General features: G+C 61.7%; 33 protein-coding genes. 4 read left to right on the top strand and 29 right to left on the bottom strand.

The genetic code is table 11. The annotated features are described in order from the left end of the window. Positions 1–54: 54 nt before the first annotated feature. Positions 55–351, bottom strand: coding sequence for a co-chaperone GroES (gene groES / locus G7068_RS14400; protein WP_166292593.1), 297 nt, complete (start codon positions 349–351; stop codon positions 55–57). Positions 352–575: 224 nt separating this feature from the next. Here groES and G7068_RS14395 point away from each other — a divergent pair, with 224 nt between their 5' ends. Both G7068_RS14395 and G7068_RS14390 read left to right on the top strand, forming a co-directional pair. Further along, complete coding sequence (locus G7068_RS14395; protein ID WP_166292592.1) at positions 576–992, top strand: DUF4190 domain-containing protein; 417 nt, start codon at positions 576–578, stop codon at positions 990–992. Positions 993–1,005: 13 nt separating this feature from the next. Beyond that, positions 1,006–2,223: a THUMP-like domain-containing protein gene (locus G7068_RS14390; RefSeq protein ID WP_166292591.1), complete on the top strand. Its 1,218-nt coding sequence runs from the start codon at positions 1,006–1,008 to the stop codon at positions 2,221–2,223. A gap of 9 nt (positions 2,224–2,232) precedes the next feature. Here G7068_RS14390 and G7068_RS14385 read toward each other — a convergent pair whose 3' ends face one another. From G7068_RS14385 to glmS, 9 genes are all read right to left on the bottom strand, one after another. Then, positions 2,233–2,571 carry a hypothetical protein gene (locus tag G7068_RS14385; RefSeq protein WP_166292590.1) on the bottom strand — a complete coding sequence of 113 codons (339 nt, stop codon included), beginning with the start codon at positions 2,569–2,571 and terminating at the stop codon, positions 2,233–2,235. A 105-nt stretch (positions 2,572–2,676) separates the two neighbouring features. Further along, positions 2,677–3,099, bottom strand: a complete 423-nt coding sequence (locus G7068_RS14380) for a DUF4190 domain-containing protein (RefSeq protein ID WP_166292589.1) — start codon at positions 3,097–3,099, stop codon at positions 2,677–2,679. Between the two features lie 132 nt (positions 3,100–3,231). Beyond that, positions 3,232–4,314: a tRNA (adenosine(37)-N6)-threonylcarbamoyltransferase complex transferase subunit TsaD gene (gene tsaD, locus G7068_RS14375; RefSeq protein ID WP_166292588.1), complete on the bottom strand. Its 1,083-nt coding sequence runs from the start codon at positions 4,312–4,314 to the stop codon at positions 3,232–3,234. After that, complete coding sequence (rimI, locus tag G7068_RS14370; RefSeq protein ID WP_166292587.1) at positions 4,311–4,772, bottom strand: ribosomal protein S18-alanine N-acetyltransferase; 462 nt, start codon at positions 4,770–4,772, stop codon at positions 4,311–4,313. Before rimI ends, tsaD begins: the two co-directional genes overlap by 4 nt. Further along, positions 4,769–5,404: a tRNA (adenosine(37)-N6)-threonylcarbamoyltransferase complex dimerization subunit type 1 TsaB gene (tsaB, locus tag G7068_RS14365; protein ID WP_205881310.1), complete on the bottom strand. Its 636-nt coding sequence runs from the start codon at positions 5,402–5,404 to the stop codon at positions 4,769–4,771. The genes rimI and tsaB overlap by 4 nt, the downstream gene beginning before the upstream one ends. Continuing rightward, positions 5,401–5,850 (bottom strand): tRNA (adenosine(37)-N6)-threonylcarbamoyltransferase complex ATPase subunit type 1 TsaE, encoded by a 450-nt coding sequence (gene tsaE, locus G7068_RS14360; protein WP_244304830.1) that lies wholly within the window; start codon positions 5,848–5,850, stop codon positions 5,401–5,403. Before tsaE ends, tsaB begins: the two co-directional genes overlap by 4 nt. Before the next feature lie 50 nt (positions 5,851–5,900). Beyond that, entirely contained in the window at positions 5,901–7,037 is a 1,137-nt protein-coding gene (gene alr / locus G7068_RS14355; RefSeq protein WP_244304528.1) for an alanine racemase, read from the bottom strand. A gap of 2 nt (positions 7,038–7,039) precedes the next feature. After that, positions 7,040–7,420 carry a holo-ACP synthase gene (locus G7068_RS14350; protein ID WP_166292585.1) on the bottom strand — a complete coding sequence of 127 codons (381 nt, stop codon included), beginning with the start codon at positions 7,418–7,420 and terminating at the stop codon, positions 7,040–7,042. Positions 7,421–7,438: 18 nt separating this feature from the next. Continuing rightward, the gene (gene glmS, locus G7068_RS14345; RefSeq protein WP_166292584.1) at positions 7,439–9,289 is read right to left on the bottom strand and encodes a glutamine--fructose-6-phosphate transaminase (isomerizing); all 1,851 of its coding nucleotides are present in this window, start codon (positions 9,287–9,289) and stop codon (positions 7,439–7,441) included. A gap of 40 nt (positions 9,290–9,329) precedes the next feature. Here glmS and coaA point away from each other — a divergent pair, with 40 nt between their 5' ends. Continuing rightward, the gene (coaA, locus tag G7068_RS14340; RefSeq protein WP_205881309.1) at positions 9,330–10,301 is read left to right on the top strand and encodes a type I pantothenate kinase; all 972 of its coding nucleotides are present in this window, start codon (positions 9,330–9,332) and stop codon (positions 10,299–10,301) included. On the opposite strand, the gene G7068_RS14335 is transcribed toward coaA, so the two are convergent. From G7068_RS14335 to truA, 6 genes are all read right to left on the bottom strand, one after another. Then, positions 10,302–10,508 carry a DUF3995 domain-containing protein gene (locus G7068_RS14335; protein ID WP_166292582.1) on the bottom strand — a complete coding sequence of 69 codons (207 nt, stop codon included), beginning with the start codon at positions 10,506–10,508 and terminating at the stop codon, positions 10,302–10,304. It lies immediately after the preceding gene. After that, on the bottom strand, positions 10,490–10,750 hold the full coding sequence (locus tag G7068_RS14330) for a DUF3995 domain-containing protein (RefSeq protein WP_166292581.1): 261 nt from the start codon (positions 10,748–10,750) through the stop codon (positions 10,490–10,492). The genes G7068_RS14335 and G7068_RS14330 overlap by 19 nt, the downstream gene beginning before the upstream one ends. Positions 10,751–10,861: 111 nt before the next feature. Beyond that, positions 10,862–12,211, bottom strand: a complete 1,350-nt coding sequence (glmM, locus tag G7068_RS14325) for a phosphoglucosamine mutase (protein ID WP_166292580.1) — start codon at positions 12,209–12,211, stop codon at positions 10,862–10,864. Between the two features lie 20 nt (positions 12,212–12,231). After that, positions 12,232–12,711: a 30S ribosomal protein S9 gene (rpsI, locus tag G7068_RS14320; RefSeq protein ID WP_166292579.1), complete on the bottom strand. Its 480-nt coding sequence runs from the start codon at positions 12,709–12,711 to the stop codon at positions 12,232–12,234. A 35-nt stretch (positions 12,712–12,746) separates the two neighbouring features. After that, entirely contained in the window at positions 12,747–13,193 is a 447-nt protein-coding gene (gene rplM, locus G7068_RS14315; RefSeq protein ID WP_166292578.1) for a 50S ribosomal protein L13, read from the bottom strand. A gap of 135 nt (positions 13,194–13,328) precedes the next feature. Further along, positions 13,329–14,174 carry a tRNA pseudouridine(38-40) synthase TruA gene (gene truA, locus G7068_RS14310; RefSeq protein ID WP_244304526.1) on the bottom strand — a complete coding sequence of 282 codons (846 nt, stop codon included), beginning with the start codon at positions 14,172–14,174 and terminating at the stop codon, positions 13,329–13,331. A gap of 103 nt (positions 14,175–14,277) precedes the next feature. On the opposite strand from truA, the gene G7068_RS14305 reads away from it, so the two are divergent. Next, positions 14,278–16,203, top strand: coding sequence for an acyltransferase family protein (locus tag G7068_RS14305; RefSeq protein ID WP_244304524.1), 1,926 nt, complete (start codon positions 14,278–14,280; stop codon positions 16,201–16,203). 185 nt (positions 16,204–16,388) lie between these two features. Here the strand turns inward: G7068_RS14305 and rplQ are convergent, their stop codons facing one another. From rplQ to rplR, 13 genes are all read right to left on the bottom strand, one after another. Beyond that, the gene (gene rplQ / locus G7068_RS14300) at positions 16,389–16,913 is read right to left on the bottom strand and encodes a 50S ribosomal protein L17 (RefSeq protein ID WP_166292576.1); all 525 of its coding nucleotides are present in this window, start codon (positions 16,911–16,913) and stop codon (positions 16,389–16,391) included. A gap of 45 nt (positions 16,914–16,958) precedes the next feature. After that, on the bottom strand, positions 16,959–17,945 hold the full coding sequence (locus G7068_RS14295) for a DNA-directed RNA polymerase subunit alpha (protein ID WP_166292575.1): 987 nt from the start codon (positions 17,943–17,945) through the stop codon (positions 16,959–16,961). Positions 17,946–18,089: 144 nt separating this feature from the next. Then, a complete protein-coding gene (rpsK, locus tag G7068_RS14290) occupies positions 18,090–18,488 on the bottom strand; it encodes a 30S ribosomal protein S11 (RefSeq protein ID WP_053352811.1) in 399 nt (132 codons plus the stop codon). Positions 18,489–18,537: 49 nt separating this feature from the next. Further along, positions 18,538–18,906 (bottom strand): 30S ribosomal protein S13, encoded by a 369-nt coding sequence (rpsM, locus tag G7068_RS14285; RefSeq protein ID WP_166292574.1) that lies wholly within the window; start codon positions 18,904–18,906, stop codon positions 18,538–18,540. Positions 18,907–19,089: 183 nt separating this feature from the next. Continuing rightward, on the bottom strand, positions 19,090–19,203 hold the full coding sequence (gene rpmJ, locus G7068_RS14280; protein WP_009199219.1) for a 50S ribosomal protein L36: 114 nt from the start codon (positions 19,201–19,203) through the stop codon (positions 19,090–19,092). A 69-nt stretch (positions 19,204–19,272) separates the two neighbouring features. After that, positions 19,273–19,494, bottom strand: coding sequence for a translation initiation factor IF-1 (gene infA / locus G7068_RS14275; RefSeq protein WP_166292573.1), 222 nt, complete (start codon positions 19,492–19,494; stop codon positions 19,273–19,275). 133 nt (positions 19,495–19,627) lie between these two features. Further along, on the bottom strand, positions 19,628–20,470 hold the full coding sequence (map, locus tag G7068_RS14270) for a type I methionyl aminopeptidase (RefSeq protein ID WP_166292572.1): 843 nt from the start codon (positions 20,468–20,470) through the stop codon (positions 19,628–19,630). Between the two features lie 3 nt (positions 20,471–20,473). Further along, positions 20,474–21,076, bottom strand: coding sequence for an adenylate kinase (locus tag G7068_RS14265; protein ID WP_166292571.1), 603 nt, complete (start codon positions 21,074–21,076; stop codon positions 20,474–20,476). Next, positions 21,073–22,392 (bottom strand): preprotein translocase subunit SecY, encoded by a 1,320-nt coding sequence (gene secY / locus G7068_RS14260; RefSeq protein ID WP_166292570.1) that lies wholly within the window; start codon positions 22,390–22,392, stop codon positions 21,073–21,075. The genes G7068_RS14265 and secY overlap by 4 nt, the downstream gene beginning before the upstream one ends. 194 nt (positions 22,393–22,586) lie before the next feature. After that, entirely contained in the window at positions 22,587–23,048 is a 462-nt protein-coding gene (gene rplO / locus G7068_RS14255; RefSeq protein ID WP_166292569.1) for a 50S ribosomal protein L15, read from the bottom strand. After that, positions 23,045–23,233 (bottom strand): 50S ribosomal protein L30, encoded by a 189-nt coding sequence (gene rpmD / locus G7068_RS14250; RefSeq protein WP_166292568.1) that lies wholly within the window; start codon positions 23,231–23,233, stop codon positions 23,045–23,047. The genes rplO and rpmD overlap by 4 nt, the downstream gene beginning before the upstream one ends. After that, positions 23,233–23,952, bottom strand: coding sequence for a 30S ribosomal protein S5 (gene rpsE, locus G7068_RS14245; protein ID WP_166292567.1), 720 nt, complete (start codon positions 23,950–23,952; stop codon positions 23,233–23,235). Before rpsE ends, rpmD begins: the two co-directional genes overlap by 1 nt. After that, the gene (gene rplR / locus G7068_RS14240; protein WP_166292566.1) at positions 23,949–24,323 is read right to left on the bottom strand and encodes a 50S ribosomal protein L18; all 375 of its coding nucleotides are present in this window, start codon (positions 24,321–24,323) and stop codon (positions 23,949–23,951) included. Before rplR ends, rpsE begins: the two co-directional genes overlap by 4 nt. Between the last annotated feature and the right edge of the window lies 1 nt (position 24,324).

Genomic DNA, 24,324 nt, shown 5'->3' with positions numbered 1-24,324 from the left:
CGAGAGGGCCCGTCGATCCAGTGATCAACGGGCCCTCTCAAAACAGTTCAGCGCTTAGCGCGTGACGACTGCGAGGATGTCGCGAGCCGAGAGAACGAGGTAATCGTCTCCGCTCACCTTCACCTCGGTGCCACCGAACTTCGAGTAGATCACGATGTCACCAACAGCTACGTCGAGGGGAATGCGGGTGCCACTATCCGAGATACGACCGGGGCCTACAGCCACGACCTCGCCCTCCTGGGGCTTCTCCTTGGCGCTGTCAGGGATCACCAGACCGGATGAGGTGGTCTGCTCTGCTTCGACCTGCTTGATAACAATACGATCTTCGAGCGGCTTGATAGCGACCGACACAGTTGACCTCTTTCCAATTGCAAAGTTGATCTCGCGCCCGCCCGATGCGAACGCGCTACAGCAGAGTCTATGACCCCGATTGGCACTCGTGCAAGGGGAGTGCCAACGAGCGGGCGTTGGATCGCGGATAGCGAACAGGGCACGGATTCCCGACCGCCCGCTTCAAAGACTGCACCATTGCCTGTGCTCGGCCATAGAATACGAACATTACCGGAGGAGAAATCATGTCAACACCAAACGTTCCGCAGCAGCCAGCAGCACCCCAGCAGCCGGGGTACCCTGCACAGCAGTACACAACCCAAAACCCCGCGCCTCAGCAGGGCTACCCGCAGGCACCCGCACCGGCTCAGTTCACGCAGCAGGCGCAGCCCGCAGCTTCGAAGACAACAACTCTCGACAAAACAAACACCTTTGCGTTGGTGTCCATCATCCTCGCGTTCATTTCACCGATTGCCGCGATCGTCTTCGGCCATTTGAGCCTGAGCCAGATCAAGCGCACGGGTGACGCCGGTCGCGGCATGGCTCTCACCGGACTCATCATCGGTTACGTCTACGCCGTATCGATTGTCTTTTTCATCATCGCTTATGTTGGGCTAATCGTTGCGCTCGTGGGGTCTGCTAGCTACATGAGCCGCTACTAAACATTTCAAAAGCATGACCGAAGAACCTCCGGGGTGGCGAGCTCTACTCACGCAAGACGGGCTCGACACCCTGCGATGGATCGCGGGCGAACGCGACGCAGGTCGAGCAGCCAGTGAGATCAATAGTTCCCTGCGTGCCCGCGGTCTGCCCGCAGACCAGGTGGCGGCGCTACTCACGCAGGCACTTCTGCGTGAAAAAGCGCGCACGAAGTTCGGCGACCGAGCAGAACAGTTCCTGTTCACACAAGCCGGGCTCGAACAGGCGACTCGATCTCGAGTCGCGGCATCCCACGCTGAGCGTTTCAGGGATGCCGGGTGCACGAGGATCGCCGATCTGGGTTGTGGGATCGGCGCGGAATCCCTCGCGCTCCTTGAATCGGGGATAGACCCGCTCGCTGTAGAGCTCAATCCGCTGACCGCAGAGATCGCAAGTCACAATCTGCGTGTTGCTGCTGCGCTGCTCGGGCGCCCCGAGCCCGAGGTCCAAGTGGGCGACGCAGAGCAGATCGGGCCCGAAGATGCGGACGGCGTATTTCTGGATCCCGCGCGGCGCACCGCAGGGCACAGCGACACCCGCCGAGTGTCTTCTCCTGACGACTACTCCCCCTCGCTCAACTTTGCGTTTGACCTGGCTTCGAGACTGCCCACCGGCATCAAACTCGGGCCAGGCTTCGACCGCGAGCTGATCCCCGACGAAGCTGAAGCGCAGTGGGTATCCGTCGACGGCCAGGTCGTTGAAATGGGACTCTGGTTTGGCGCTGCGGCCAGACCCGGCGTTCACCGTGCCGCGCTTGTTCTCAATGGCGCAACCGGCAGCGCCGAACTTACTGCTTCGGAAGACTCAGCAGACGCCGACCTCCGCGATCTCGGCGAGTACCTCTACGAGCCAGACGGCGCCGTCATTCGAGCACGTCTGATTGGCAGCCTTGCAGCAGACCTGAACGCGGGCATGCTGAGCGAGGGTATCGCCTACCTCACCGCAGATCAGCTCGTCCCGACACCCTTCGCACAGGTATTCCGCGTCGTCGAGACGCTCTCCTCGCGAGAAAAGGATCTGCGCCGCGCAATGAGCGACAGAGGCATCGGATCGCTGGAGATCAAAAAACGCGGTGCAGACGTGGATCCTGCCGCACTCCGAAAACGACTCAAACTGCGCGGGGACAATCACGCGACACTGTTCCTAACGAGGGTCGCAGGAAAACACGTCGCCCTGCTTGCGGAACGCTGCTAACGGCAGTCGCTAGTTTTTCTTCGATTGGTCTTCCAGCTCCTGCAGTTGCTGCTGGAAAGCCGGGTCGTTGAGCGCGGAGTTGATAATGGAGAGAAAGTAGGCGAGCGCGATGATCCCGGAGAGCATCGCGAGTGATCCGACAATAATGCCGATAAGAGACATTCTCTTCGATTGACCTCGCCTGCGGGCCACGATACCCAAGACCAGGGATACTGCGCCCCCGATAATTCCTGCGCCGAGAATCCAGAACGGCCAGGAAAGCAAGGCACTGACGGCACCGATAACGATCGAAGAAAGGGCTAATCCTTTCGGCTCGGCGGGCTGCAACGGCCCTGTGTTCTTAGACATCACTCTCCAGAGCATAGTTTGCTGCGTGAAAAACGTCAGCGAGCCGCCCCCAAAGGTTCGACTCGCTGACGTGGTACCGGCTACTTGAGAGCCCGCAACTTTGGTTTAGTAGTTAATCTCGCTGCAGAGCACTTCGTTGCCCGCAACCATGACCGAGGTTGCGCCATCGAGGCACTGCTGAGCCGCATCGATACCGGCCGAGGCCAGACCGATAATGGCGATGATGGCGATGATCCAGCCGATAGTGGCGATCGCACCAACGATGATGCCGATGAGAGCGGGGATGTTCTTTGCTCCGGCTTTACGGGACTGAACCATCGCAACGATGCTGAGAATCAGGCCGATCAGCGGCATGATGAAGGCCAGGATCAACCCGACGATCCCGAGGGTCTTTCCTGGAACTGCAGCGGGAGCAGCGTTGTAGGCAGGAGCCGCGGGCACACCGGGCGCCGCCGGTGCGGGCTGCGCAGGTGGAACGGGCTGAGCCGGCTGAACAGGCTGGTTATTGTCGGGCAGGTTTTCAGACATGATGCTCCTCAAGGCATAAACGAGTACAAAGAGCGGATCCCCTAATCCACACAACTAAAGATAGCGTGCGGGAAGGACACGGTGCCAACCATTGCCACGCCTTTTCCTAAGACGTACAATCGGTTTGCTGGGTTAGCGCACCTGAATGTCTTGCACAGGAAGTGTTGAGTCCGCGCCAAAATCAAGTGAAGATGGCGCATACCCTGCAGCTACAAGTTGCGCTCCAAGCGAGGCGATCATGGCACCGTTGTCGGTGCACAGCGAAAGCGGTGGCACACGCAGCTCAACGCCCGCGGCGAGCGCCCGCTCCTGAGCCAGCTCACGCACCCGCGCGTTCGCGACAACGCCACCTCCGAGCAGCAACCTGGGCACCCCGAGATCTTTGCAGGCGTTGAGGGCCTTTGTCAGCAGCACATCGGCGACTGCCTCGCGAAAGCTGGCCGCCACGTCTGCGACCGGCACTTCTTCGCCCGCGCCGACACGCTTTTCAACCCATCGGGCAACCGAGGTTTTCAGCCCGGAGAACGAGAAGTCGTAGCGATGCTTTTCCATGTCTTTGGGCAGCGAGAGTCCCCTCGGAAAACGGATCGCGTTCGGGTCTCCGCCCTCCGCTACCCGGTCGATCTGAGGCCCACCGGGATAGGGCAGGCCGAGCAGACGGGCAACCTTGTCGAAGGCCTCACCCGCGGCGTCGTCAATGGTTTCGCCCAGCATCTCGACGTCACTGACGAGGTCACGCACGAGCAACAGCGAGGTGTGCCCGCCCGATACCAGAAGTGCAATGGTCGGCAGTTCGAGCTCGCCGGCCTCCCCCACTGCGCCGCGCAGGCTCGGTCCCTGTAACAGATCTGCACCAACATGCCCGACGAGATGGTTCACCGCGTACAGCGGTTTGCCCAGCGAAACAGCCAACGCCTTCGCAGCCGCCACCCCAACCATCAACGCGCCCGCGAGCCCCGGGCCGCAAGTCACCGCGATTGCGTCAAGGTCACGAAGCTCCACATCTGCGTCAGCAAGCGCACGCTCAATCGTGGGGGTCATCGCTTCGAGGTGCGCGCGCGCCGCGACCTCCGGCACCACTCCGCCGAAGCGAGCGTGCTCGTCCATCGAGGAGGCGATCGCATTGGCCAGCAGCGTGCGGCCCCGCACAATCCCGACCCCTGTTTCGTCGCAGCTCGTTTCGATGCCGAGCACCAGTGGCTCCTGCGGGTTCATGCGCGATCCTTCGTATCGAGTTTCATCACTACTGCATCAATGCTGCCCGGTTGGTAGTAGGCGGGGCGGATCCCAATGTCTACAAACCCCAGTGAGCTGTAGAGCTTGCGCGCCACCGGGTTGTCTGCCCGCACCTCAAGGAAGATCTCGCGCACACCACGTTCAACTGCCTCGTCAATAAGGGCGTTCATGAGGCGTCGCCCCTGACCACGGCCACGCATGTCGGGCACCGTCGCGATCGTCTGAATGTCTCCGTCGGTGCCGATCACCATGAGCCCGGCGTAACCCTTGATCGCCCCAGCCTCGTCCGTCAGCACGATGTAGTGGCGGTGATCCGCGGTCAGCTCCTCGCGCATCATGTCCCGGCTCCAGGCCTCACCGGCGAAGACCGAGGACTCAATCGCCCAGATACCGTCAAGATCGGCCTCGGTGGCGAGGCGCAGGGTGAGCTCACTCACGTGCTCACCCGTTTCGGCGCACCCGGCTGCTTCACGTCGGGAGCCCTGAGGTACAGTGGCTGGTCTGGTTCGAAGCCGTGACCGGCGGCGATCCTACGAGCCGCAAGCTCAACGAGCCGTGCCGCGGGAATACGCTCGGGCCAGACCTCGTGCTGAACGGACACATAATCCGCCCGCGACACCAGGTGCGGATCGACGCTGCGCACGGGCACTCCGGCCCAGTCAAGACCCGTGTACTCGGTCACAAAGAGTTCTCGGCGACGGGCATCCTGCACGACCCTCACCCCTGAGGCCGCCCCGCTGTCGAGCACCTCGAGCGCAACGGCTTCGTGCCCCTGGAGCGGCAGCAGCGGAACCCCTCGACCCAGCGCAAACGCGTGCGCGGCGGCGATTCCGACTCGCAACCCGGTGAAAGGACCTGGTCCGATCCCCGCGACAACCGCGCTCACCGCTTCGGGGCCAACACCCGCGTCGTCCAGCACCCGCGAAATGAGCGAGCCGATACGTTCAGCGTGGCCAAGCGCGTCATCGCTTGCTGCCTCGAATATCTTTCCGTCCAATCCCAGAGCAACGCTCGTGCCGAGAGCGGTATCAATGGCAAGAATGCCTCTTGCGTCAGTGCGCCCGTTCACAGCACGCCCCCTGCCCAGCGCTCACCGTAACCCAGCACGGTCACCTCTCTCGGTTCGACCGGTGCTTCCGACCAGTCAATGTCTTCGTCGTCTCCCGATCCCGTCGGGCGCGCGATCACGACCTCAACCCAGGAGCCGCGCTCTTCAACGAGCCCGGCACCCCACTCCGCCACAACGACGGAGCGTTCAAAATCAATGTCAAGGTCGTCAAGCTCTTCTGCACCCGCGAGCCGATATGCGTCAACGTGCACGAGCGGCGCACCGCCAACAAGCGAGGGGTGCGTGCGGGCGAGCACAAACGTTGGGCTCTGCACGGGTCCACGAACCCCAAGCCCCTCGCCGATCCCGCGGGTCAGCGTCGTTTTTCCGGCTCCGAGCGGACCGGTGAGAATCACCAGGTCCCCAGCCTCGAGCACCCTACCGAGTCGCAACCCGAGGGCGTGCATTTCTTCGGGATCCGCTACCTTGGCCTGCTGGCGAGAACTCACAACCTCACTCACGCCTGCGCTCCGTCCACCGGGCATCGGTGCACGCGCGTGCCGATCCCCACAATAATTTCGTAGTTGATCGTGCGCATGAGACCCGCCCAAATCTCGACGGGAGGGTTGCCCAGCTCGGGATCGCCAAACAGCACAACGGGGTCGCCGAGCTGCAGGCGGCCAGCAAGTGGGCCCACGTCAACGATGAACTGGTCCATGCCGATTCGCCCGACGATGGGCCTGTGCTCACCGGCGATCGTCACCCAGGCGCCAGCACCGTTGAGAGCACGCGGCATGCCGTCGGCATACCCGATCGGCACCAGGGCGAGCGTCGTTGCGGTTTCGCAGACGTGGTTAAACCCGTAGGACACTCCCGTGCCTGCAGGAACCCCTCGCAGGGCAACAATTTCAGAGCGCAGGGTCATCGCGGGAATGAGGCCGAGCTGAGCCGACGTTGTATCGGCGAACGGACTGAGACCAAAGGCTGCGACCCCCACACGAACGGTGTTGTAGTGCAGGTGCGGCGAGCGCATTGTGGCGGCACTTGCCGCGAGGTGGACCATCTCAGGCTCAACACCCGCGGCGCGCAGCATTTCGACCGCCGCGTCAAAACGCGCAGCCTGGGCCCGATCGTTCTCGTCGCCCGCGTTGGCGAGGTGGCTAAAAATACCTCGCACACACAGCACACCCGCGCTCACCAGTTCAGCGGCGCGCTGAAACAGGGGCTGCCATTCTTCGGGTGCTGCACCATTGCGACTCAGTCCAGTGTCAATTTTGAACTGCACGGTGGCGACTTTATTCTGTGCGATTGCCGCTGCCGCAACCGCTTCCAGGTGCCGGGAGTGGCTCACGCCAATTTCAATGTCGGCAGCGACCGCGGCCGCGAAGTCAGTGTGCACACCGTGCAACCAGCACAGGATCGGGCCCGCGATCCCGTTTTCTCGCAGTGACAGCGCCTCTTCGAGATCAGCAGTGGCGATCATTGTCGCGCCGCCGGCAAGAGCGGCGCCAGCGGCAATTGCCGCGCCGTGTCCGTACCCATCGGCCTTAACGACCACAATGACGGCCCCACCCGTCAGCTCGCGAATACGCGCAACGTTGTGCCTGATTGCGGGTAACGAGATCTCAGCGACCCGCATTGCCTCTGCGCCCATGGCTACTCCGATCCGTGTCTTGCATCGAGCGTACTCGCTTCGATCACCACAAAAGCCGTCGCAACTCCGGCGTCGTGTGTCATCGAGAGGTGGATCCGATCCGCTCCCCGGTTGGCAAGCTCACGGCTGAGGGTTTCGCTCTCGACAAACCCCGGCACACGATCATTTCCGCGAGTAACGGCCATGTCGTGCCAGGTGAGTTCGCCGGATCCACCCAGCGCCTTAATCAGTGCCTCGCGAGCGGCAAACCTGGCCGCCAGCGAGTGCAGCGACAGCTCCCGCTCTGCGGGTGCGAACAGCCTGTCGCGCAGCGCGGGAGTTCGAGCAAGCTGCCGTTCGAAGCGCGGAATGTCTACCGTGTCGACGCCGATACCGACAATCACGCTGCTGCGTCCTTTGTTCTACTCAACCGTCACTGACTTCGCGAGGTTGCGCGGCTGGTCAACGTCGAGCCCCTTCGCGGTCGAAAGCTCAAGCGCGAACCACTGCAGCGGAACAACCTGCAAGATCGGCTCAAACAGTGCGTCAGTGAGCGGCAGCCGGATAACCTCGTCGGCGTACGGCAGCACAGCGGTGTCGCCGACCTCAACGATTGCGATGACGCGTGCACCTCGGGCCCGGATTTCCTGAATGTTGGAGACAACCTTGGAGTGCATCAGCGGAGCCGTGCGAGGGCTCGGCACGAGCACAAACACGGGCTGGCCGTGGTCGATAAGCGCGATCGGACCGTGCTTCAACTCACCGGCGGCAAAACCCTCGGCGTGGATGTACGCGATCTCCTTGAGCTTAAGCGCGCCCTCGAGGGCTGCCGGGAAGCCAACGTGGCGACCCAGGAACAGCACCGAACGCGTATCCGCCATCCAGTGTGCGAGCTGCGTGATCTCTGCGTGCGTATCAACGGCAGCGCGCATCTTCTCGGGCAGCTCTTCAAACTGCTGCACAGCCTCTGCCAGCGCCTCTGCGCTCAGCTCGCCGCGCACGCGGCCGAGGTGCAGGCCGATCAAGAAGAGGGCCGTGATCTGAGCGGTAAAGGCCTTTGTCGAGGCAACAGCAACCTCGGGGCCTGCGTGCGTGTACACAGCAGCATCGGACTCGCGAGGGATCGTGGCGCTCTGTGTGTTGCACACGGAAACGGTCGTGACGCCCTTCTCAATCGCGTACTTCACGGCCATGAGGGTGTCCATGGTCTCACCGGACTGGCTCACCGAGATCACCATGGTGCGGTCGGTGAGCACAGGATCGCGGTACCTGAACTCGTGGCTCAGCTGCACATCGACCGGGATCCTCGCCCACTGCTCGATAGCGTAGGCACCGATCTGCCCGGCGTACGATGCCGTGCCACAAGCGATGATGATGATGCGATCGATGCCGCGCAGGCGGTCATCCCCCAGCGCCGTGAGCTCGGGGATCTCGACGGAGTCGCCGACAATGCGTCCGCGCACCGTGTTGGCGATGGCCTCCGGCTGCTCGTTGATCTCCTTCGCCATGAAGGAAGACCAGCCGCCCTTGTCGGCGGCGTCCGCATCCCACTCGACCTCGTATTCGGCAAACTCGATTGAGTTGCCGTCGAAATCAGTGATGCGCACCTCGTCTGGCGTGATGATCGCAATGTTGTTCTCGTCGACTGCAACGGCGCGTCGGGTTGAGGAAACAAACGCGGCAACGTCAGAACCGAGGAAGTTTTCGCCCTCGCCCAGGCCGATAACGAGCGGCGAGTGGTGCCTCGCCGACACAACCTTGCCTGGCTCATCGCGGTGCATTGCGAGCAGCGTAAAGGTGCCGTGCAGGCGCTTTACGACGGAGCGGAACGCGGGTTCCAGTGCGCCCTGCTTCGCAACCTCGCGGCCAAGAAGTGCCGCGACGACCTCGGTGTCGGTCTCGCTGAACAGCTCAATGCCGTCTGCTTCGACCTCAGCGCGCAGTTCGGCAAAGTTCTCGACGATCCCGTTGTGAATGAGCGCGAGTTTGCCGTCATCACCCAGGTGCGGGTGTGCGTTCACATCGGTCGGGCCGCCGTGTGTTGCCCAACGCGTGTGACCGATTCCCGTTCCCTGGGAAGTCACTGGGGATACTTCCAACAGCTCTTCTAGGCGGGCCAACTTGCCCGAACGCTTGCGTACTGACAGCTCTCCAGCCTCATCAATGACAGCGATTCCAGCTGAGTCGTACCCGCGATATTCCAAGCGTCGCAGGCCACTGAGAAGAGCGTCGACCGTATTATTTGGTCCGACATATCCGACGATTCCACACATAGAGTCCAGTTTAGTGGCACCATTGTGAACAATGCCCAAGATGATCATTGACCCAGTAACCGGAAGTCACTCTCTCGTGCGCCCGGAGTTCACTTCTCCGTTCACTGAGATCGGCCGCGAAGAGTGGTCCCGTCTCGCGGGTGAAACACCGATGCCCCTCACCGAGACGGAGGTCGACGCTTTCAGAGGCCTCGGCGAACCGCTCGACCTGCTTGAAGTATCCGAGGTCTACCGACCGCTCAGCCGCCTCATCAATCAGTACGCCATCGCGGCAGCGGAGATGCACAAGCGCACTCGAGGCTTCCTGCAGCGAGAGAACGAGCAGAAGAGCCCGTTTGTGATTGGGATCGCGGGATCCGTTGCGGTGGGAAAGTCAACGGTAGCCAGGATCCTGCGCGATCTGCTGGCCCGCTGGCCCGAAACTCCAAACGTGCAGCTCGTCACGACGGATGGCTTTCTCTACCCGAACGAGGAGCTGGCGCGGCGCGGGATCACCGCCCGCAAGGGATTCCCGGAGTCTTACGACAGACGAGCCCTGCTTCGTTTTGTGTCGCAGGTGAAGTCGGGTGTGCCCGAGGTGCGAGCCCCGCACTACAGCCACCTCATCTACGACATCGTGCCCGGAGAGTGCACCGTCGTGAAGCAGCCCGACATCCTGATCGTTGAGGGTCTCAACGTGCTGCAGCCGGCCTCAATGCTGCACCCGGTTGCCGTGAGTGACCTCTTTGATTTTTCGGTGTACGTTGATGCCCGCACCGCAGACATCAAACGCTGGTACCAGAGCCGGTTTCTGCGGCTGCGCGAAAGCGCCTTTTCGAACCCGGATTCCTACTTCCGCCGCTTTGCCTCGCTCGACGACGAGGCCGCTGCGGCGCTCGCTGACGAGTACTGGAACAACATCAACGAGCCAAACCTTGTCGAGAACATTCGGCCAACCCGCGCCCGTGCCACGTTGGTGCTCCGTAAGGAGGCCAACCACCGCGTGCAGAAGGTGCTGCTGCGAAAGGTATAGCTACTCGCTCGGGTCGTTTTTCTTGCGATCGCGTGATCCAAGCAGCACGGCAACACCGAGCACCGCGCAGAGCGGACGGTAGTACTGCTGGTCAAGCTTCTTGAATCGCTTTCCGCTGGCTGGGAGCCCCAGTCCATCCATCAGCGTGTCTTCGTTCACAACCGCGCGGGCTAGCAGTCCAAGACCCATCACGCGGCGCAGCGCCACAACCGCGCGCCCCTCACCGAAGGCTCCCCGGCGACGAGCCCACCGCCGATCGCGGCGGCAGCGACACCCGCCGTGGCGCCGGCTCCGGGCATCATGTTCGAATTACCGACAACCGCCTCAGCGAGCTTCTTAGGGTTCTTAGCGGGCCAGGCGGACCCCGACGCCCAAACGAGATGCAATGCTCCCACAGCGAGAAGCCCGGTAGATCCAACACTGCGCGCGGTGCGCTTCACAATACCCATGCCACCAACATACCGGCCCTGAGCAAGCGCTACCAGACAACGAGAGCGCAGTTTTACATGTTTCGCCTCTGGCAAATCACGTAAAACTGCGCTCTCGTCGTACTTTCAGAGCTAAACCGCTAGCCGCTCCAACACGATCGCGGCGAGGTCGTCAGCGAGTTCCTGCGCCTGGTGCTCGTGCTCGGCCTCAACCATCACACGAACCACGGGCTCGGTTCCTGAGGGGCGGAGCAGCACACGGCCCTTGCCACCAAGCACAACTTCTGCCTGGTGCACGGCCTGCTGCAGAACGTCATCGTTAGCGACGCCTGAGCGATCCACACCCTTCACGTTCACGAGAACCTGCGGGTACACGGTCATGCAGCTTGCCAGCTCAGCGAGAGTCTTTCCGGTGCGCACCATCTCGGCCGCAATGTGCAGGCCGGTCAGGATCCCGTCACCGGTCGTCGCGTGATCGCTCATAATGACGTGCCCGGACTGCTCACCACCGAGCGAGTAGCCGTTTGCGTTGATCGATTCGAGCACATAACGGTCACCCACGCCGGTCTCAACGACATCAATACCGTTGTCGGCCATGGCAAGCTTCAGCCCGAGGTTCGACATCACGGTGGCCACGAGCGTGTTCTGCTCGAGTTTGCCGCGACGCGACATTGAGAGGGCGAGGATCGCCATGATCTTGTCACCGTCGACGACGTTTCCGTCGGCGTCAACCGCAAGACAGCGATCAGCGTCGCCGTCATGAGCGATGCCAAGATCAGCACCGTTCTTACGCACGGCCTCGACGAGTGGCTCCAGATGCGTGGATCCAACACCGTCGTTGATGTTAAAGCCGTCGGGATCGTTACCAATCACCGTGAGCTTCGCACCGGCATCAGAGAACACGTCGGGCGAAATACCAGCGGCGGCGCCGTGAGCGCAGTCGAGAACAACGTGCAGCCCATCGAGCTTGACGCCCTCAAGCGTGCCGAGCAGGTGGACAAGGTAGCGGTCCTCCGCGTCAGCAAAACGCTGAATGCGGCCAACCTCGCGGCCGGTCACAGCGATCGCAGGCCGCTCCATGGCGGCTTCGATCTCATCCTCAACATCGTCGGCGAGCTTGCGCCCACCCGCGGCGAAGAACTTGATGCCGTTATCGGGCGCGGGATTGTGTGAGGCTGACACCATAACGCCAAAATCGGCGCCGGTGTCGGCAACCAGGTAGGCGGCGGCTGGTGTCGGGATCACTCCCGCATCCAACACGTCGACCCCGGCAGAAGCGAGTCCAGCGGACACAGCCGCAGAGATGAACTCGCCTGATACTCGCGGATCGCGAGCAACGACGGCGACAGCACGACGGCTCTCGCTCCGGGCTGAACGCCCGAGAACGAGAGCCGCTGCGTCGGCGAGGTTCAGGGCCAGCTCGGCGGTCACATCGACCCCGGCTAGACCCCGAACCCCGTCTGTGCCAAACAGGCGTCCCATGGTGGGTACTCCCGCGCTGCTTAGCGCTTCGAGTACTGGGGAGCCTTGCGGGCCTTCTTAAGACCAGCCTTCTTGCGCTCCTTGATGCGAGCGTCGCGGCTCAGGAAGCCGGACTTCTTCAGCGTCGGGCGGTTGTGCTCGGCGTCGATCTCGTTGAGTGCACGTGCGATCGCGAGGCGAAGCGCGCCGGCCTGACCCGAGGGGCCACCGCCAACGATACGTGCGATGACGTCGTACGAGCCGGTCAGCTCAAGCACGGTGAAGGGATCCGTGATCAGCTGCTGGTGCAGCTTGTTCGGGAAGTACTCGGCGAGCTCGCGACCGTTAACGGTCATGGTGCCACTGCCGGGGATGAGGCGCACGCGGGCGATAGCCTGCTTGCGACGGCCAACCGCTGCACCGGGAACGGTGAGTGCGGGGCGGGGTGCCGCTGCAGTTGCCTGCGATGCGGGGGTCTCGGTGGTGTAGCTCTCAGTGGCCACAGTCTGCTCTTCAGTCACGTTGAAGTCTCTCTCTGATTCTCTTGGTGGCGCGACTACTGCGCGACCTGGCCGAAGGTGTAGGGGGTGGGCTGCTGTGCAGCGTGCGGGTGCTCTGCACCGCGGTACACCTTCAGCTTGCGGAACTGATCGGCACCGAGCGAGTTTTTCGGAAGCATGCCACGGATCGCCTTCTCAACGGCGCGCTCCGGGTTCTTCTCGAGAAGCTCGGTGTAGTTGACGGAACGCAGGCCGCCCGGGTAACCCGAGTGACGGTAGTCGCGCTTCTGGTCTGCCTTGTTGGCGGTCAGAACGACCTTGTCTGCGTTGATAACGATGACGTAGTCACCCATGTCCATGTGAGGAGCAAAGGTGGTCTTGTGCTTGCCGCGGAGCAGAACTGCTGCGTGCGAAGCGAGGCGGCCGAGAACCACGTCGGTGGCGTCGATAACGAGCCAATCGTGCTTCTGTTCAGCTGCCTTCGGCGAATATGTGCGAGTCACTGTCGTGCTGCTTTCTGTCGAAATGGAGGTGTTCGTGGATCCCACTCCGTTACCCGGTTTCTCACGAATGCACGGGAAGGTGGAGGGCTCAACAAATCGGGTACTTACGCACCAAAGAGCTACTCTAGCACAGGATCAAGCCGAACTCTCCGGTGTTTCCCTGCGTGCGCGGGTCTGTTCCGCCCTTGCGGCGAGATCTTCGTCCGCCGGATAGGTGATCTCTTCGAGGCTGAGTCCACACGCGGGCATCACGGTGAACCGACTGGTGCGCTCGCGAGCATCTCGCAGTTCTCGCAGTTCAGCTTCCGCGATCCTGCCGGAGCCCACCGCAACAACTGCACCAACGAGTGCCCGCACCATTGAATGGCAGAACGCATCAGCTTCGATACGAGCGGCGTACGCCCCGTCTTCAGTGACCCGCCACTCAAAACTCAGCAGATCTCGCACTGCGGTCGCACCCTCGCGCGCCTTACAGAAGGTCGTGAAGTCGTTGAGTCCGAGAAGCTCGTCGGCTGCCCGCTGCATCGCGTCGAGGTCGAGCGTGCGCGGCACGTCTGCGGTGAAGCGAGCGGTGAGTGGATCGCGCTTCGCTCGCTTATCACGCAGCCTGTACTCGTAGCGACGGCGCAGCGCACCAAAACGGGCGTCGAACTCCCCCGGCACCTCGCGAACGGAGTGCACGGCGATGTCAGCAGAGGATCGCTTCAAAATACCGTTGAGCTTTCGCGCGCTGAGCCGATCCTGAGCCAACTGCTCCTCCGTGACATCGAGGTGCGCAACCTGACCCCTCGCGTGCACCCCGGCGTCGGTGCGGCCACCTACGGTGAGACGCACACCCTCAACCCGCAGTAGAAACGCGATCGCGGATTCCAGCTCCCCCTGCACCGTGCGTAGTCCGGGCTGTGTCGCCCAACCGGAGAACTCGGTGCCGTCGTAGGCAAGATCGAAGCGCAGACGCGCATATGGAATGTCAGGGGTCACACTTCGATCCTGCCAGATACGCTGCCCACTTGGCTGCCAAAACCTCACGTACACTAGTGGGGTCGCGCCACAATCCCGGCGCCCGCAAACAGAAATCTCCCCAGTGTCATCTCCTTCTTCTCCGGCGCCTACTGCGCGCTTTGCTGGGCTCGACGGGCTCCGCGCAATCGCCGTTGCTCTGGTGCTGGTTTACCATCTCTTTCCGACGCTACTTCCCGGTGGTTTTTTGGGCGTCGACGTGTTTTTTGCGATCAGCGGTTTTCTGATTACCTCACTGCTGCTGCGTGAGCTCAATCAACACGGCAAAATTCGACTCGTCGCATTCTGGCGTCGCCGCGCGCGGCGACTCCTGCCCGCGCTCGCCCTGGTGTTGCTGGTCTGCACAACGCTCGCGCTGCTCGTTGGTGGTGACCTCTTGTTCGGGATCGGCAGTCAGATCACGGGCGCCGCGCTCTTCATGAGCAACTGGCTTTTTATTGCGAACGGCGCAGACTACTTCGCCCGAGATACCCCCGAGCTCTTTAGAAACACGTGGTCCCTCTCCATCGAAGAGCAGTTCTACATTCTGTTGCCACTTCTGTTGCTCGCGCTGTGGCGGCTCAGAGGACGCGTCACGCAGGCGCTGCCCCTGATCGCTCTTGCGATCCTCTCCGCCACCCTCATGGCGAACCTTTCTCTGGAGGGCGCCAACCCCACCAGAATTTATTTTGGCTCCGATACACACACCTTCGGCCTACTTCTCGGCGCCGCCGTTGCTTTCCTGTTCCAGCCCTCGGGTGGTGGGAATTCGAAGCCCGCGCCAACCCAAGCGGGGCCAGCGCGGCAGATCATCGCCACCGCTGTCGCAGCGGCAGGTCTCGCTACACTCGCCTGGCTTTCGGTAACACTGATCGAGGGCAGCCCCGCGAGCTTCCAAGGCGGGTTCCAACTCGCAACGGTCGCTGCGCTTGCCGTCGTTGTCGCGGTTACCCGTCCCGGCGTTTGGGTGGGTAGCGCACTCGACGTTCAGCCGTTGCGCTGGGTCGGTGAACGCTCCTATGGCATTTACCTGTGGCACTGGCCTCTGCTACTCATCATCGCGGGCATCGGCGGACCCTGGCGAGGCTCCCCCGCCGACGGTTGGGTCGTGGGTGGCATCACACTCGTCGCAACATTCGGGATCGCCGCACTCTCCTATCGTTTCGTCGAGCAGCCGGTGAGGCGGCTCGGGATCCGCGCAGCCATTCGTGGTTTCTTTGGTGCATTTCGCAAAGTGGGCGCGCAGAGCGAAACGCGGCCGGGTGTTCTCGCTCGCGGGCGGCAGATCTGGCTGTTTGGGCTCACCGCGGCACTTGTAGTCACGATCCCCGCTACGGCTTACGCAGTCGCTACCGCGCCACAACAAAGCTCCGCCGCGCTGGCCATTGCCCGCGGCCAGGCTGCGCTCGATCAGCAGCGGCACGACGCCAAATCCGGCGCCAAAGAGAAAGCCCCGCCGCACGGTAAAGGCGCTGAGACACCTGAACCGTCGGCCACATTCGAGGGACGCAACATCAGCGCCGTGGGCGACTCCGTCATGCTGGCAAGCCTGCCCGAACTCTCAAGTGGGCTACCAGGCATTCAGGTGGATGCGGCCGTCTCCCGCGGTTTGGGCGTTGGCGTAGAAGTTGTCTCAGACCTCGCCGCCGAGGGCAAGCTTCGCGAGGTGCTCGTGGTCGGACTCGGAACCAATGGCCCGGTCGACGCTGAAGAGCTCGATTCTCTGCTCGAGGCGGCCGGCACAAGGCCGATCGTACTTATCAACGCGCACGGCGAACGAGACTGGATCCCCGGCGTCAATCAAACGCTCGCGGCCTATGCGCAAACTCACCGCGGCGTGGTGATGGCTGACTGGAACGGTGCCGTCACGGGGGTGCCCGATGCCCTCGCTGACGACGGCATCCACCCCAACCCGAGCGGCGGAGACATCTACGCTGGCGCGGTCGAGAAGGCCCTGAAAGAGCTGCAATCCCCCAGGGAGGCGCTCGGCTACAAGGTCCCCCGCCGCTAGCCGCTGCCTGCACCCCTAAAGCTCCTGCCCTGCCCTGCCCTGCCTTGCCCGGGCGCCGCTACGGGCACGGACGCGGGCTAGGCGGCCCTAGCCGCACGGTGGTCACTGGGACGAGAAAAGCTCGACACACAAAGAACGCCCCGCTGGTCGAAACCGGCGGGGCGTTCTTTCACGGTGAAGCGAGATTACTCGGACTTCTCCTCGGCGGGAGCCTCGGTTGCCTCAGCAGCCTCGGGCGCCTCAGTGGTCTCTTCCACTACCTCTTCGGTGGCGGGCTCCTCCACGGGAGCAGCTTCCTTCGCAGCAGCCTTCTTGGCGGGCTTTTCAGCCTTAGCCTTGGCCTTCGGTGCGACGGGCTCAAGAACGAGCTCGATCACTGCGAGGGGAGCGTTGTCTCCCTTACGGAAACCGGTCTTGACGATGCGGGTGTAGCCACCCTCACGGTTCTCGACCAGCGGTGCGATCTCGGTGAAGAGCTCGTGAACGACATCCTTCGACAGGATCTGACGCATCACGCGACGGCGTGCGTGCAGGTCACCGCGCTTTGCAAAGGTGACGAGTCGTTCGGCCACGGGCTGCAGGCGCTTAGCCTTGGTCTCCGTGGTCTGAATGCGCTTGTGCTCAAACAGCTGTGAAGCCATCTGGTTCAGCATGAGACGCTCGTGTGCGGGGCCGCCTCCGAGGCGGGGGCCCTTGTTGGGCTTGGGCATTATTTACTCCGTTAAGTGTTCGATCAGGCGAAGAACGCGGGATCGTTAGTTGTTGTCGTCTTCGTAGCTGTAGAACTGTGCACCGTCAAAGCCGGGCACGGCATCCTTCAGCGACAGTCCCATTTCGGTGAGCTTGTCGCGCACCTCGAAGACTGACTTCTGACCGAAGTTGCGGATGTTCATAAGCTGAGCCTCGGAGAGCGCAACGAGTTCGCTCACCGTGTTGATGCCCTCGCGCTTCAGGCAGTTGTAGCTGCGAACCGAGAGATCCAGATCTTCGATCGGGATCGACAGCTCGCCCTCGGCAACAACCTCAACCGGCGCGGGGCCGATCTCGACGCCCTCAGCAGCAACGTTCAGCTCGCGAGCGAGGCCAAACAGCTCCACCAGCGTGGAACCAGCCGAAGCGATTGCATCGCGGGGGCTGATAGCCGGCTTCGTCTCGACGTCAACGACGAGACGATCGAAGTCGGTACGCTCACCAGCACGGGTTGCTTCCACGCGGTAGGTGACCTTGAGAACCGGCGAGTAGATGGAGTCAACCGGAATGCGGCCAACCTCTGCATCTTCGTTGCGGTTCTGGTTTGCCGAAACGTAGCCGCGGCCACGCTCAATGGTCAGCTCGAGCTCGAACTGAGCCGAATCGCTGAGCGTTGCAATGACGAGCTCGGGGTTGTGCACCTCAACACCGGCCGGAGCCGAGATGTCTGCGGCGGTCACTTCACCGGCACCGGTCTTACGCAGGTAAGCGGTGATTGGCTCATCGTGCTCGCTGGAAACAACGAGCGCCTTGATGTTCAAGATGATCTCGGTGACGTCTTCAGTGACACCGGGGATCGTCGTGAACTCGTGAGCAACACCCTCAAAGCGAACGCTGGTAACAGCGGCACCCGGAATCGAGGAAAGCAGGGTGCGACGCAGCGAGTTTCCGAGCGTGTAGCCGAAGCCAGGCTCGAGAGGTTCGATGGCGAAACGCGAACGGTACTCGGAGAGTGACTCTTCAGTCAGAGTGGGTCGCTGTGCAATCAGCAATGTGTGTGGTCCTTTCGCTGGAGTCCGCTATATGACTCATGCGGGTTCGGGATGTAAGTAAGTCTGAACTTCGAGAAAAGCGAATGTACATGTGGCGGCGGGAAGCCGCAGGCTTCGCCGACCGAAGTCGGCGAAGCCATTGGTTCAGACCCGGCGGCGCTTCGGCGGGCGGCAGCCGTTGTGCGTCTGCGGGGTAACGTCGTTGATCGAGCCAACCTCGAGGCCAGCAGCCTGGAGCGAGCGGATCGCGGTCTCGCGGCCGGATCCTGGGCCCTTCACGAAGACGTCAACCTTCTTCATGCCGTGTTCCTGCGCCTTGCGAGCTGCAGACTCTGCAGCCAGCTGTGCAGCGAACGGGGTCGACTTACGCGATCCCTTGAAGCCGACGCCACCTGAGGAGGCCCAGCTGATCACAGCACCGGTGGTGTCAGTGATCGAAACGATGGTGTTGTTGAACGTTGACTTGATGTGGGCCTGGCCCACTGCAACGTTCTTCTTGTCCTTGCGACGCGGCTTGCGTGCCGCAGTCTTTGGTGCAGCCATTTAGTGTTCTCCTGAAAAGCTCTGTGTGATGGTCGCTGTGAACCGGTGATTACTTCTTCTTGCCGGCGACGGTGCGCTTCGGGCCCTTGCGGGTACGAGCGTTCGTCTTGGTGCGCTGACCATGCACGGGCAGGCCCTTGCGGTGGCGGATGCCCTGGTAGCTGCCGATTTCAACCTTGCGGCGAATATCAGCTGCAACCTCACGGCGGAGATCACCCTCGACCTTGAAGTTGCCCTCAATGTAGTCGCGGAGCTGCACAAGCTGCTCATCGCTGAGATCTTTAACGCGGACGTTGCCATCGATGCCGGTGTCGGCGAGAGTCTTCAGCGCACTGGTGCGTCCGACTCCGTAGATGTAGGTGAGTGCAATCTCAACGCGCTTGTCGCGTGGGATGTCTACTCCTGCGAGACGTGCCATTCTGGCTCTCCTTGCGGATTATGGAGGTGTGGAACGCACTGGGGGTTCGGGCCTCCGCCCGAGGTGTCCTTCGCGATCAGTATCGCGAGCTCTTCAATGCGCTTATTTCAAATCCCGATTTCCGTGGTGGATCTCGGGAGGGTATTCAGTTTTGGTGTTCTGCTGGCCGAAGCCGCAAGGAGATTAACCCTGGCGCTGCTTGTGGCGCGGGTTCTCGCAGATCACCATGACGCGGCCGTGGCGGCGGATGACCTTGCACTTATCGCAGATCTTCTTAACGCTGGGCTTTACCTTCATGATGCTTTCCTTTAGGGGTTCGCTGTCCTCGTACCCGCGGGGTGCCGCGAGTCGTTACTTTCCAGCTACCTACTTGTAGCGGTAAACGATGCGGCCGCGGGTCAGATCGTAGGGGGTCAACTCAACGATCACGCGGTCTCCGGGGAGAATGCGGATGTAGTGCTGACGCATCTTGCCCGAGATATGGGCAAGAACCTTGTGTCCATTGGTCAATTCGACTCGAAACATTGCGTTTGGAAGAGCCTCAACGACTGAACCTTCGATCTCGATGACGCCGTCTTTTTTCGCCATAGCCTCACTAATCGCTCACGTAGGTGTACTGGTCATGCGAATGCTCTACGTCCGATTTCGAAATCACGAAAACAGGCGCAAAGCACCAAAGATCAACCCTACTCCCCCACGAGGGGTTTGTAAAGTCAAGAAACTACCGAATTGGAACTGGGGTGATCCCGAGAGGCTCGAGGCCCGAGGCGCCGCCGTCTTCGGCGGTCAATACCCAGATGCCATCCGCGTGGACCGCAACAGAGTGCTCCCACTGCGCGCTCATCGAGCCGTCAGCAATCGTGACGGTCCAATCGTCATCTTCGATGACGGTATCAATGCCACCGGCAGAAATGATCGGCTCAATCGCAACAACCAACCCGGGCTTAACCTCTGGGCCTTTGCGTCCGACCGGCACGTTAAACACTGGCGGATCCTCGTGCATCGAGCGACCGATGCCGTGACCAATGTAGTCCTCGAGCACCCCAAAGTCGCTGTTTGCGCGAACGTACTTGGCGACAGCCTCGCCAACCTCGTTCAAGTGCTTTGCTGTCGCAAGCCGAGCGATGCCTCGCCACATAGCTTGTTCGGTGACGGCGCTCAGTTTTTCGTTCGCTGCCGTGAGATCAGGGCGAGCGGGATCGGGCAGCACTGCGGTAAACGCTGCGTCACCGTGCCAGCCGCCAACGACCGCGCCCGCGTCAAGAGCAACAATGTCGCCCGGCTCGAGCACACGATCGGTTGGGATCGCATGCACGACGTGCTCGTTCACGTTTGCGCAAATGGTGTGCCGGTATCCCGGCTCCAGCATAAAGTTTGGGGCTCCCCCGCGCGCACGAATGGCTTCCTCAGCAAGAGCGTCAAGCTCCAGGGTTGTAACGCCCGGGCGAATCGCTGATCGCATGGCCGCGAGGGCGGCCGCCGTAGCCAGCCCCGGCTCAAGCATCAAGCGAAGCTGAGCCGGCGACTTGTAGATAGAACGGCGCAGCAGCCCTCGACGAGCCACGTGCTAACGACCCAGTACTGCGTCGCGGTCGAGCTGAGCATCGAGGCCGCTCGCGATACGCTCAGCGACCTCCTCGACACTTCCAAGACCGTCAACGGCTACCAAAATGCCTCGCTCAGAGAACAGTTCGATGAGCGGAGCGGTCTGCTCGGCGTACACATTCTGACGGTGCCGGATGACTTCTTCGGTGTCATCCGCGCGACCCTCGAGCTCTGCGCGCTTCAGTAGCCTTGCTACCACCACGTCTGCATCAGCCTCAAGCAGAATTACGGCGTCAAGCGCCGCGTTCTTTGGAGCAAGCATTGCGTCAAGCGCAAGCACCTGATCTACCGTGCGTGGGTAACCGTCGAGCAGAAAGCCGTTCTCCGCATCGCTCTGCGCAATACGATCGGCAACAATCTCGTTCGTGAGCGAGTCAGGAACCAGCTCGCCGCGCTCGATGATCTGCTGGACCTTCACACCGAGCTCGGTGCCACCCTTGATGTTCGAGCGGAAAATGTCTCCGGTCGAGATCGCGGGAACACCGTAGCGCTCGGCAATCTTTGAGGCCTGCGTGCCTTTGCCTGCGCCAGGAGGGCCGATAATGAGCAGTCGTGCGCTTGTCACTTGAGCAGCCCTTCGTAGTGGCGCTGCTGCAGCTGCGCATCGATCTGCTTCACCGTCTCGAGACCAACACCCACGATAATCAGAATCGAGGCGCCACCGAACGGGAAGTTCTGGTTGGCTTCAAAGAAGGCAAGCGCGATAAGCGGCAGCAACGCGATGACACCAAGGTAGAGCGAACCAGCGCTCGTGATGCGGGTCAGTACGTAGTTAAGGTATTCCGCAGTGGGGCGACCAGCACGAATGCCGGGAACGAAGCCGCCATACTGCTTCATGTTGTCTGCGACCTCTTCGGGGTTGAACGTGATCTGCACGTAGAAGAACGTGAAGCCGATCACGAGCAAGAAGAAGACGAGCATGTAGAGCGGCTTGTCGCCCGTGACGAGGTTGTTCTGAACCCAGACAACCCATTCCTTGGGCTCTTCGCCGATCTTCGGCTGGTTGAACTGTGCAATCAGCATCGGGAGGTACAGGATCGCCGAGGCGAAGATAACCGGGATAACACCGGCCATGTTGACCTTGATCGGGATGTAGGTGCTGCTGCCACCGTAGGTGCGGCGACCGACAACACGCTTCGCGTACTGCACGGGAATACGCCGCTGCGATTGCTCAACATACACAACGGCTGCAATGATCAACAGACCAAGCGCGAGAACCAGGATGAAGGTCTCCCAGCCGCGTGCTTCCTGGATCGCCCAGAGTGCACCGGGGAAGGTAGCCGAGATCGAGGTAAAGATAAGGAGCGACATGCCGTTGCCGATGCCGCGCTCGGTGATGAGCTCACCGAACCACATGATGAGGCCGGTGCCGGCGGTCATCGTGAGGATCATGATGAGGATCGCCCACCACTCTTGCGATACAAGGTTCTGGCAGGCCTGGTTGGCAGCAGCGCCAAACAGCTGGCCCGAACGAGCAACGGTAATAAGGGTTGTCGACTGAAGGACGGCAAGTGCGATGGTGAGGTAACGCGTGTACTGCGTCAGCTTCGCCTGGCCTGCCTGGCCTTCTTTGTGCAACGTCTCGAAGTGAGGGATCACAACGCGAAGCAGCTGGGTGATGATCGACGCGGTGATGTAGGGCATGATGCCGAGCGCGAAGATCGACAGCTGCAGCAGTGCGCCACCGCTGAAGAGGTTGATCATGTCATAGAGACCGTTGGTTCCCTGGTTCGCAGCAAGACAGGCTTGCACGTTGTTGAAGTCAACAAAGGGCGCGGGGATAAAAGACCCGAGCCGGAACAGGGACACAATCGCGAGCGTGAAGAGAATCTTCCGCCGCAGATCTGGGGTCCGAAAGATCCGTCCGATGGCGCTGAACAAAATCTGCCTCCTGGAAACGTCGCATATGGCCACCGCCTCGAGACGAGAACCAATTCCCTAGCCTACACGTTAGTTAGGGATACGAAAACAATGACTGCGCTTTGTACGCAGCCTGAAAACTAAAAACGGGGGTGGGTGGGCCAGCAAATCCGCCGACTCACACACCCCCGCACCTCAAGCAACGCTTGAGGGTACTACTTAATTTCGCCGCCGGCTGCAACGATCTTCTGCTCAGCAGAGCTGGAGACCTTGTCAACCTGAACGGTGAGCTTGACCTGAATGTCGCCGTTGCCCAGCACCTTGACGGGCTGGTTCTTGCGGACGGCACCCTTGGATACGAGATCCTCGACGGTCACGTCGCCACCCTTGGGGTAAAGCTCTGCGAGCTTCGCCACATTGACGACCTGGTACTCGGTGCGGAACGGGTTCTTGAACCCGCGCAGCTTCGGAGTGCGCATGTGCAGTGGCATCTGCCCACCCTCGAAGCCAGCCTTTACCTGGTAACGGGCCTTGGTGCCCTTGGTGCCACGGCCAGCGGTTTTACCCTTGGACGCCTCACCACGACCCACGCGGGTCTTGGCCTTCTTGGACCCGGGAGCTGGGCGCAAGTGGTGCGCCTTGAGCACCTGCTCGCGCTCCTCATTCTTCTCGCTCATGCGTCGATCTCCTCAACCTGTACAAGGTGAGCGACAGCGCGCACGTAGCCACGGTTAGCCTTGGTGTCTTCGCGAACGACCGACTGGCCGATCTTGCGGAGACCGAGGCTGCGCAGCGTATCGCGCTGGTTCTGCTTCTCACTGATAACGGACTTCGTCTGCGTAATCTTCAAGCTCTTAGCCATTACGCACCTGCCTTTGCCTTCGCAGCGTCGGCCGCAGCCTTCGCCTCGGCGCGCACGAGGCGAGCCGGAGCGACACGGTCGAACGGCAGACCGCGGCGAGCTGCGACGGAGCGGGGCTCCTCGAGCTGCTGCAGCGCCTCCACGGTCGCGTGCACGATGTTCAGAGTGTTCGACGAACCGAGCGACTTGCTCAGCACGTCGTGGATGCCAGCGCACTCGAGTACGGCGCGGACGGGGCCACCAGCGATAACACCGGTACCTGCTGCGGCGGGGCGGAGCAGAACAACGCCTGCTGCTGCCTCACCCTGCACGGGGTGCGGGATCGTGTTGCCGACACGGGGCACGCGGAAGAAGTTCTTCTTTGCCTCCTCGACACCCTTAGCGATGGCGAGAGGCACCTCCTTGGCCTTACCGTAGCCGACACCAACGGTGCCGTTGCCGTCGCCCACCACAACAAGTGCGGTGAAGCTAAAGCGGCGACCGCCCTTTACAACCTTTGAAACGCGGTTGATGGTTACGACGCGCTCGAGAAACTGGCTCTCGCTGCGGTCACGTCCACCACGCTCGTTACGTGTGCCGCGGTCGCGGCTACCGCGACGCTGCTCACGAGGTTCGTTACGGTGATCCTGAGCGGGTGCCTCAGCGGCTGCGGCCTCAGTGGCCGGAGCCTCGGCCTTCGCCTCTGCGTTCACTTCCTGCTCCTTCGTTTCGTTGCTCACAGGGTCAGACCCCCTTCGCGAGCGCCTTCGGCGATCGCAGCGACCCGACCTGCGTACTTGCTGCCGCCGCGGTCAAAGACCACAGCATCGATGCCAGCACTCTTTGCGCGCTCGGCGACGATCTCGCCAACCTTGCGTGCCTTTGCCGTCTTGTCGCCCTCGAAAGAGCGCAGATCAGCTTCCATGGTCGAAGCCGATGCCAGGGTGAAGCCCTTGGAATCGTCGATGACCTGAACGAAGATGTGACGCGCGGAGCGGGTCACGGCGAGACGGGGGCGAACCTCCGTGCCGACGATCTTCTTGCGGAGACGGGCGTGGCGGCGAACACGCGCAGCCGAACGTCCCTTAGCCCGAGAAATTGAAGCGGCCATG

Source organism: Leucobacter viscericola (assembly GCF_011299575.1).
Classification (GTDB): Bacteria; Actinomycetota; Actinomycetes; order Actinomycetales; family Microbacteriaceae; genus Leucobacter; species Leucobacter viscericola.
Note: the sequence above shows the minus strand (reverse complement) of the source record. Positions and strands in the feature narration are given on the sequence as shown.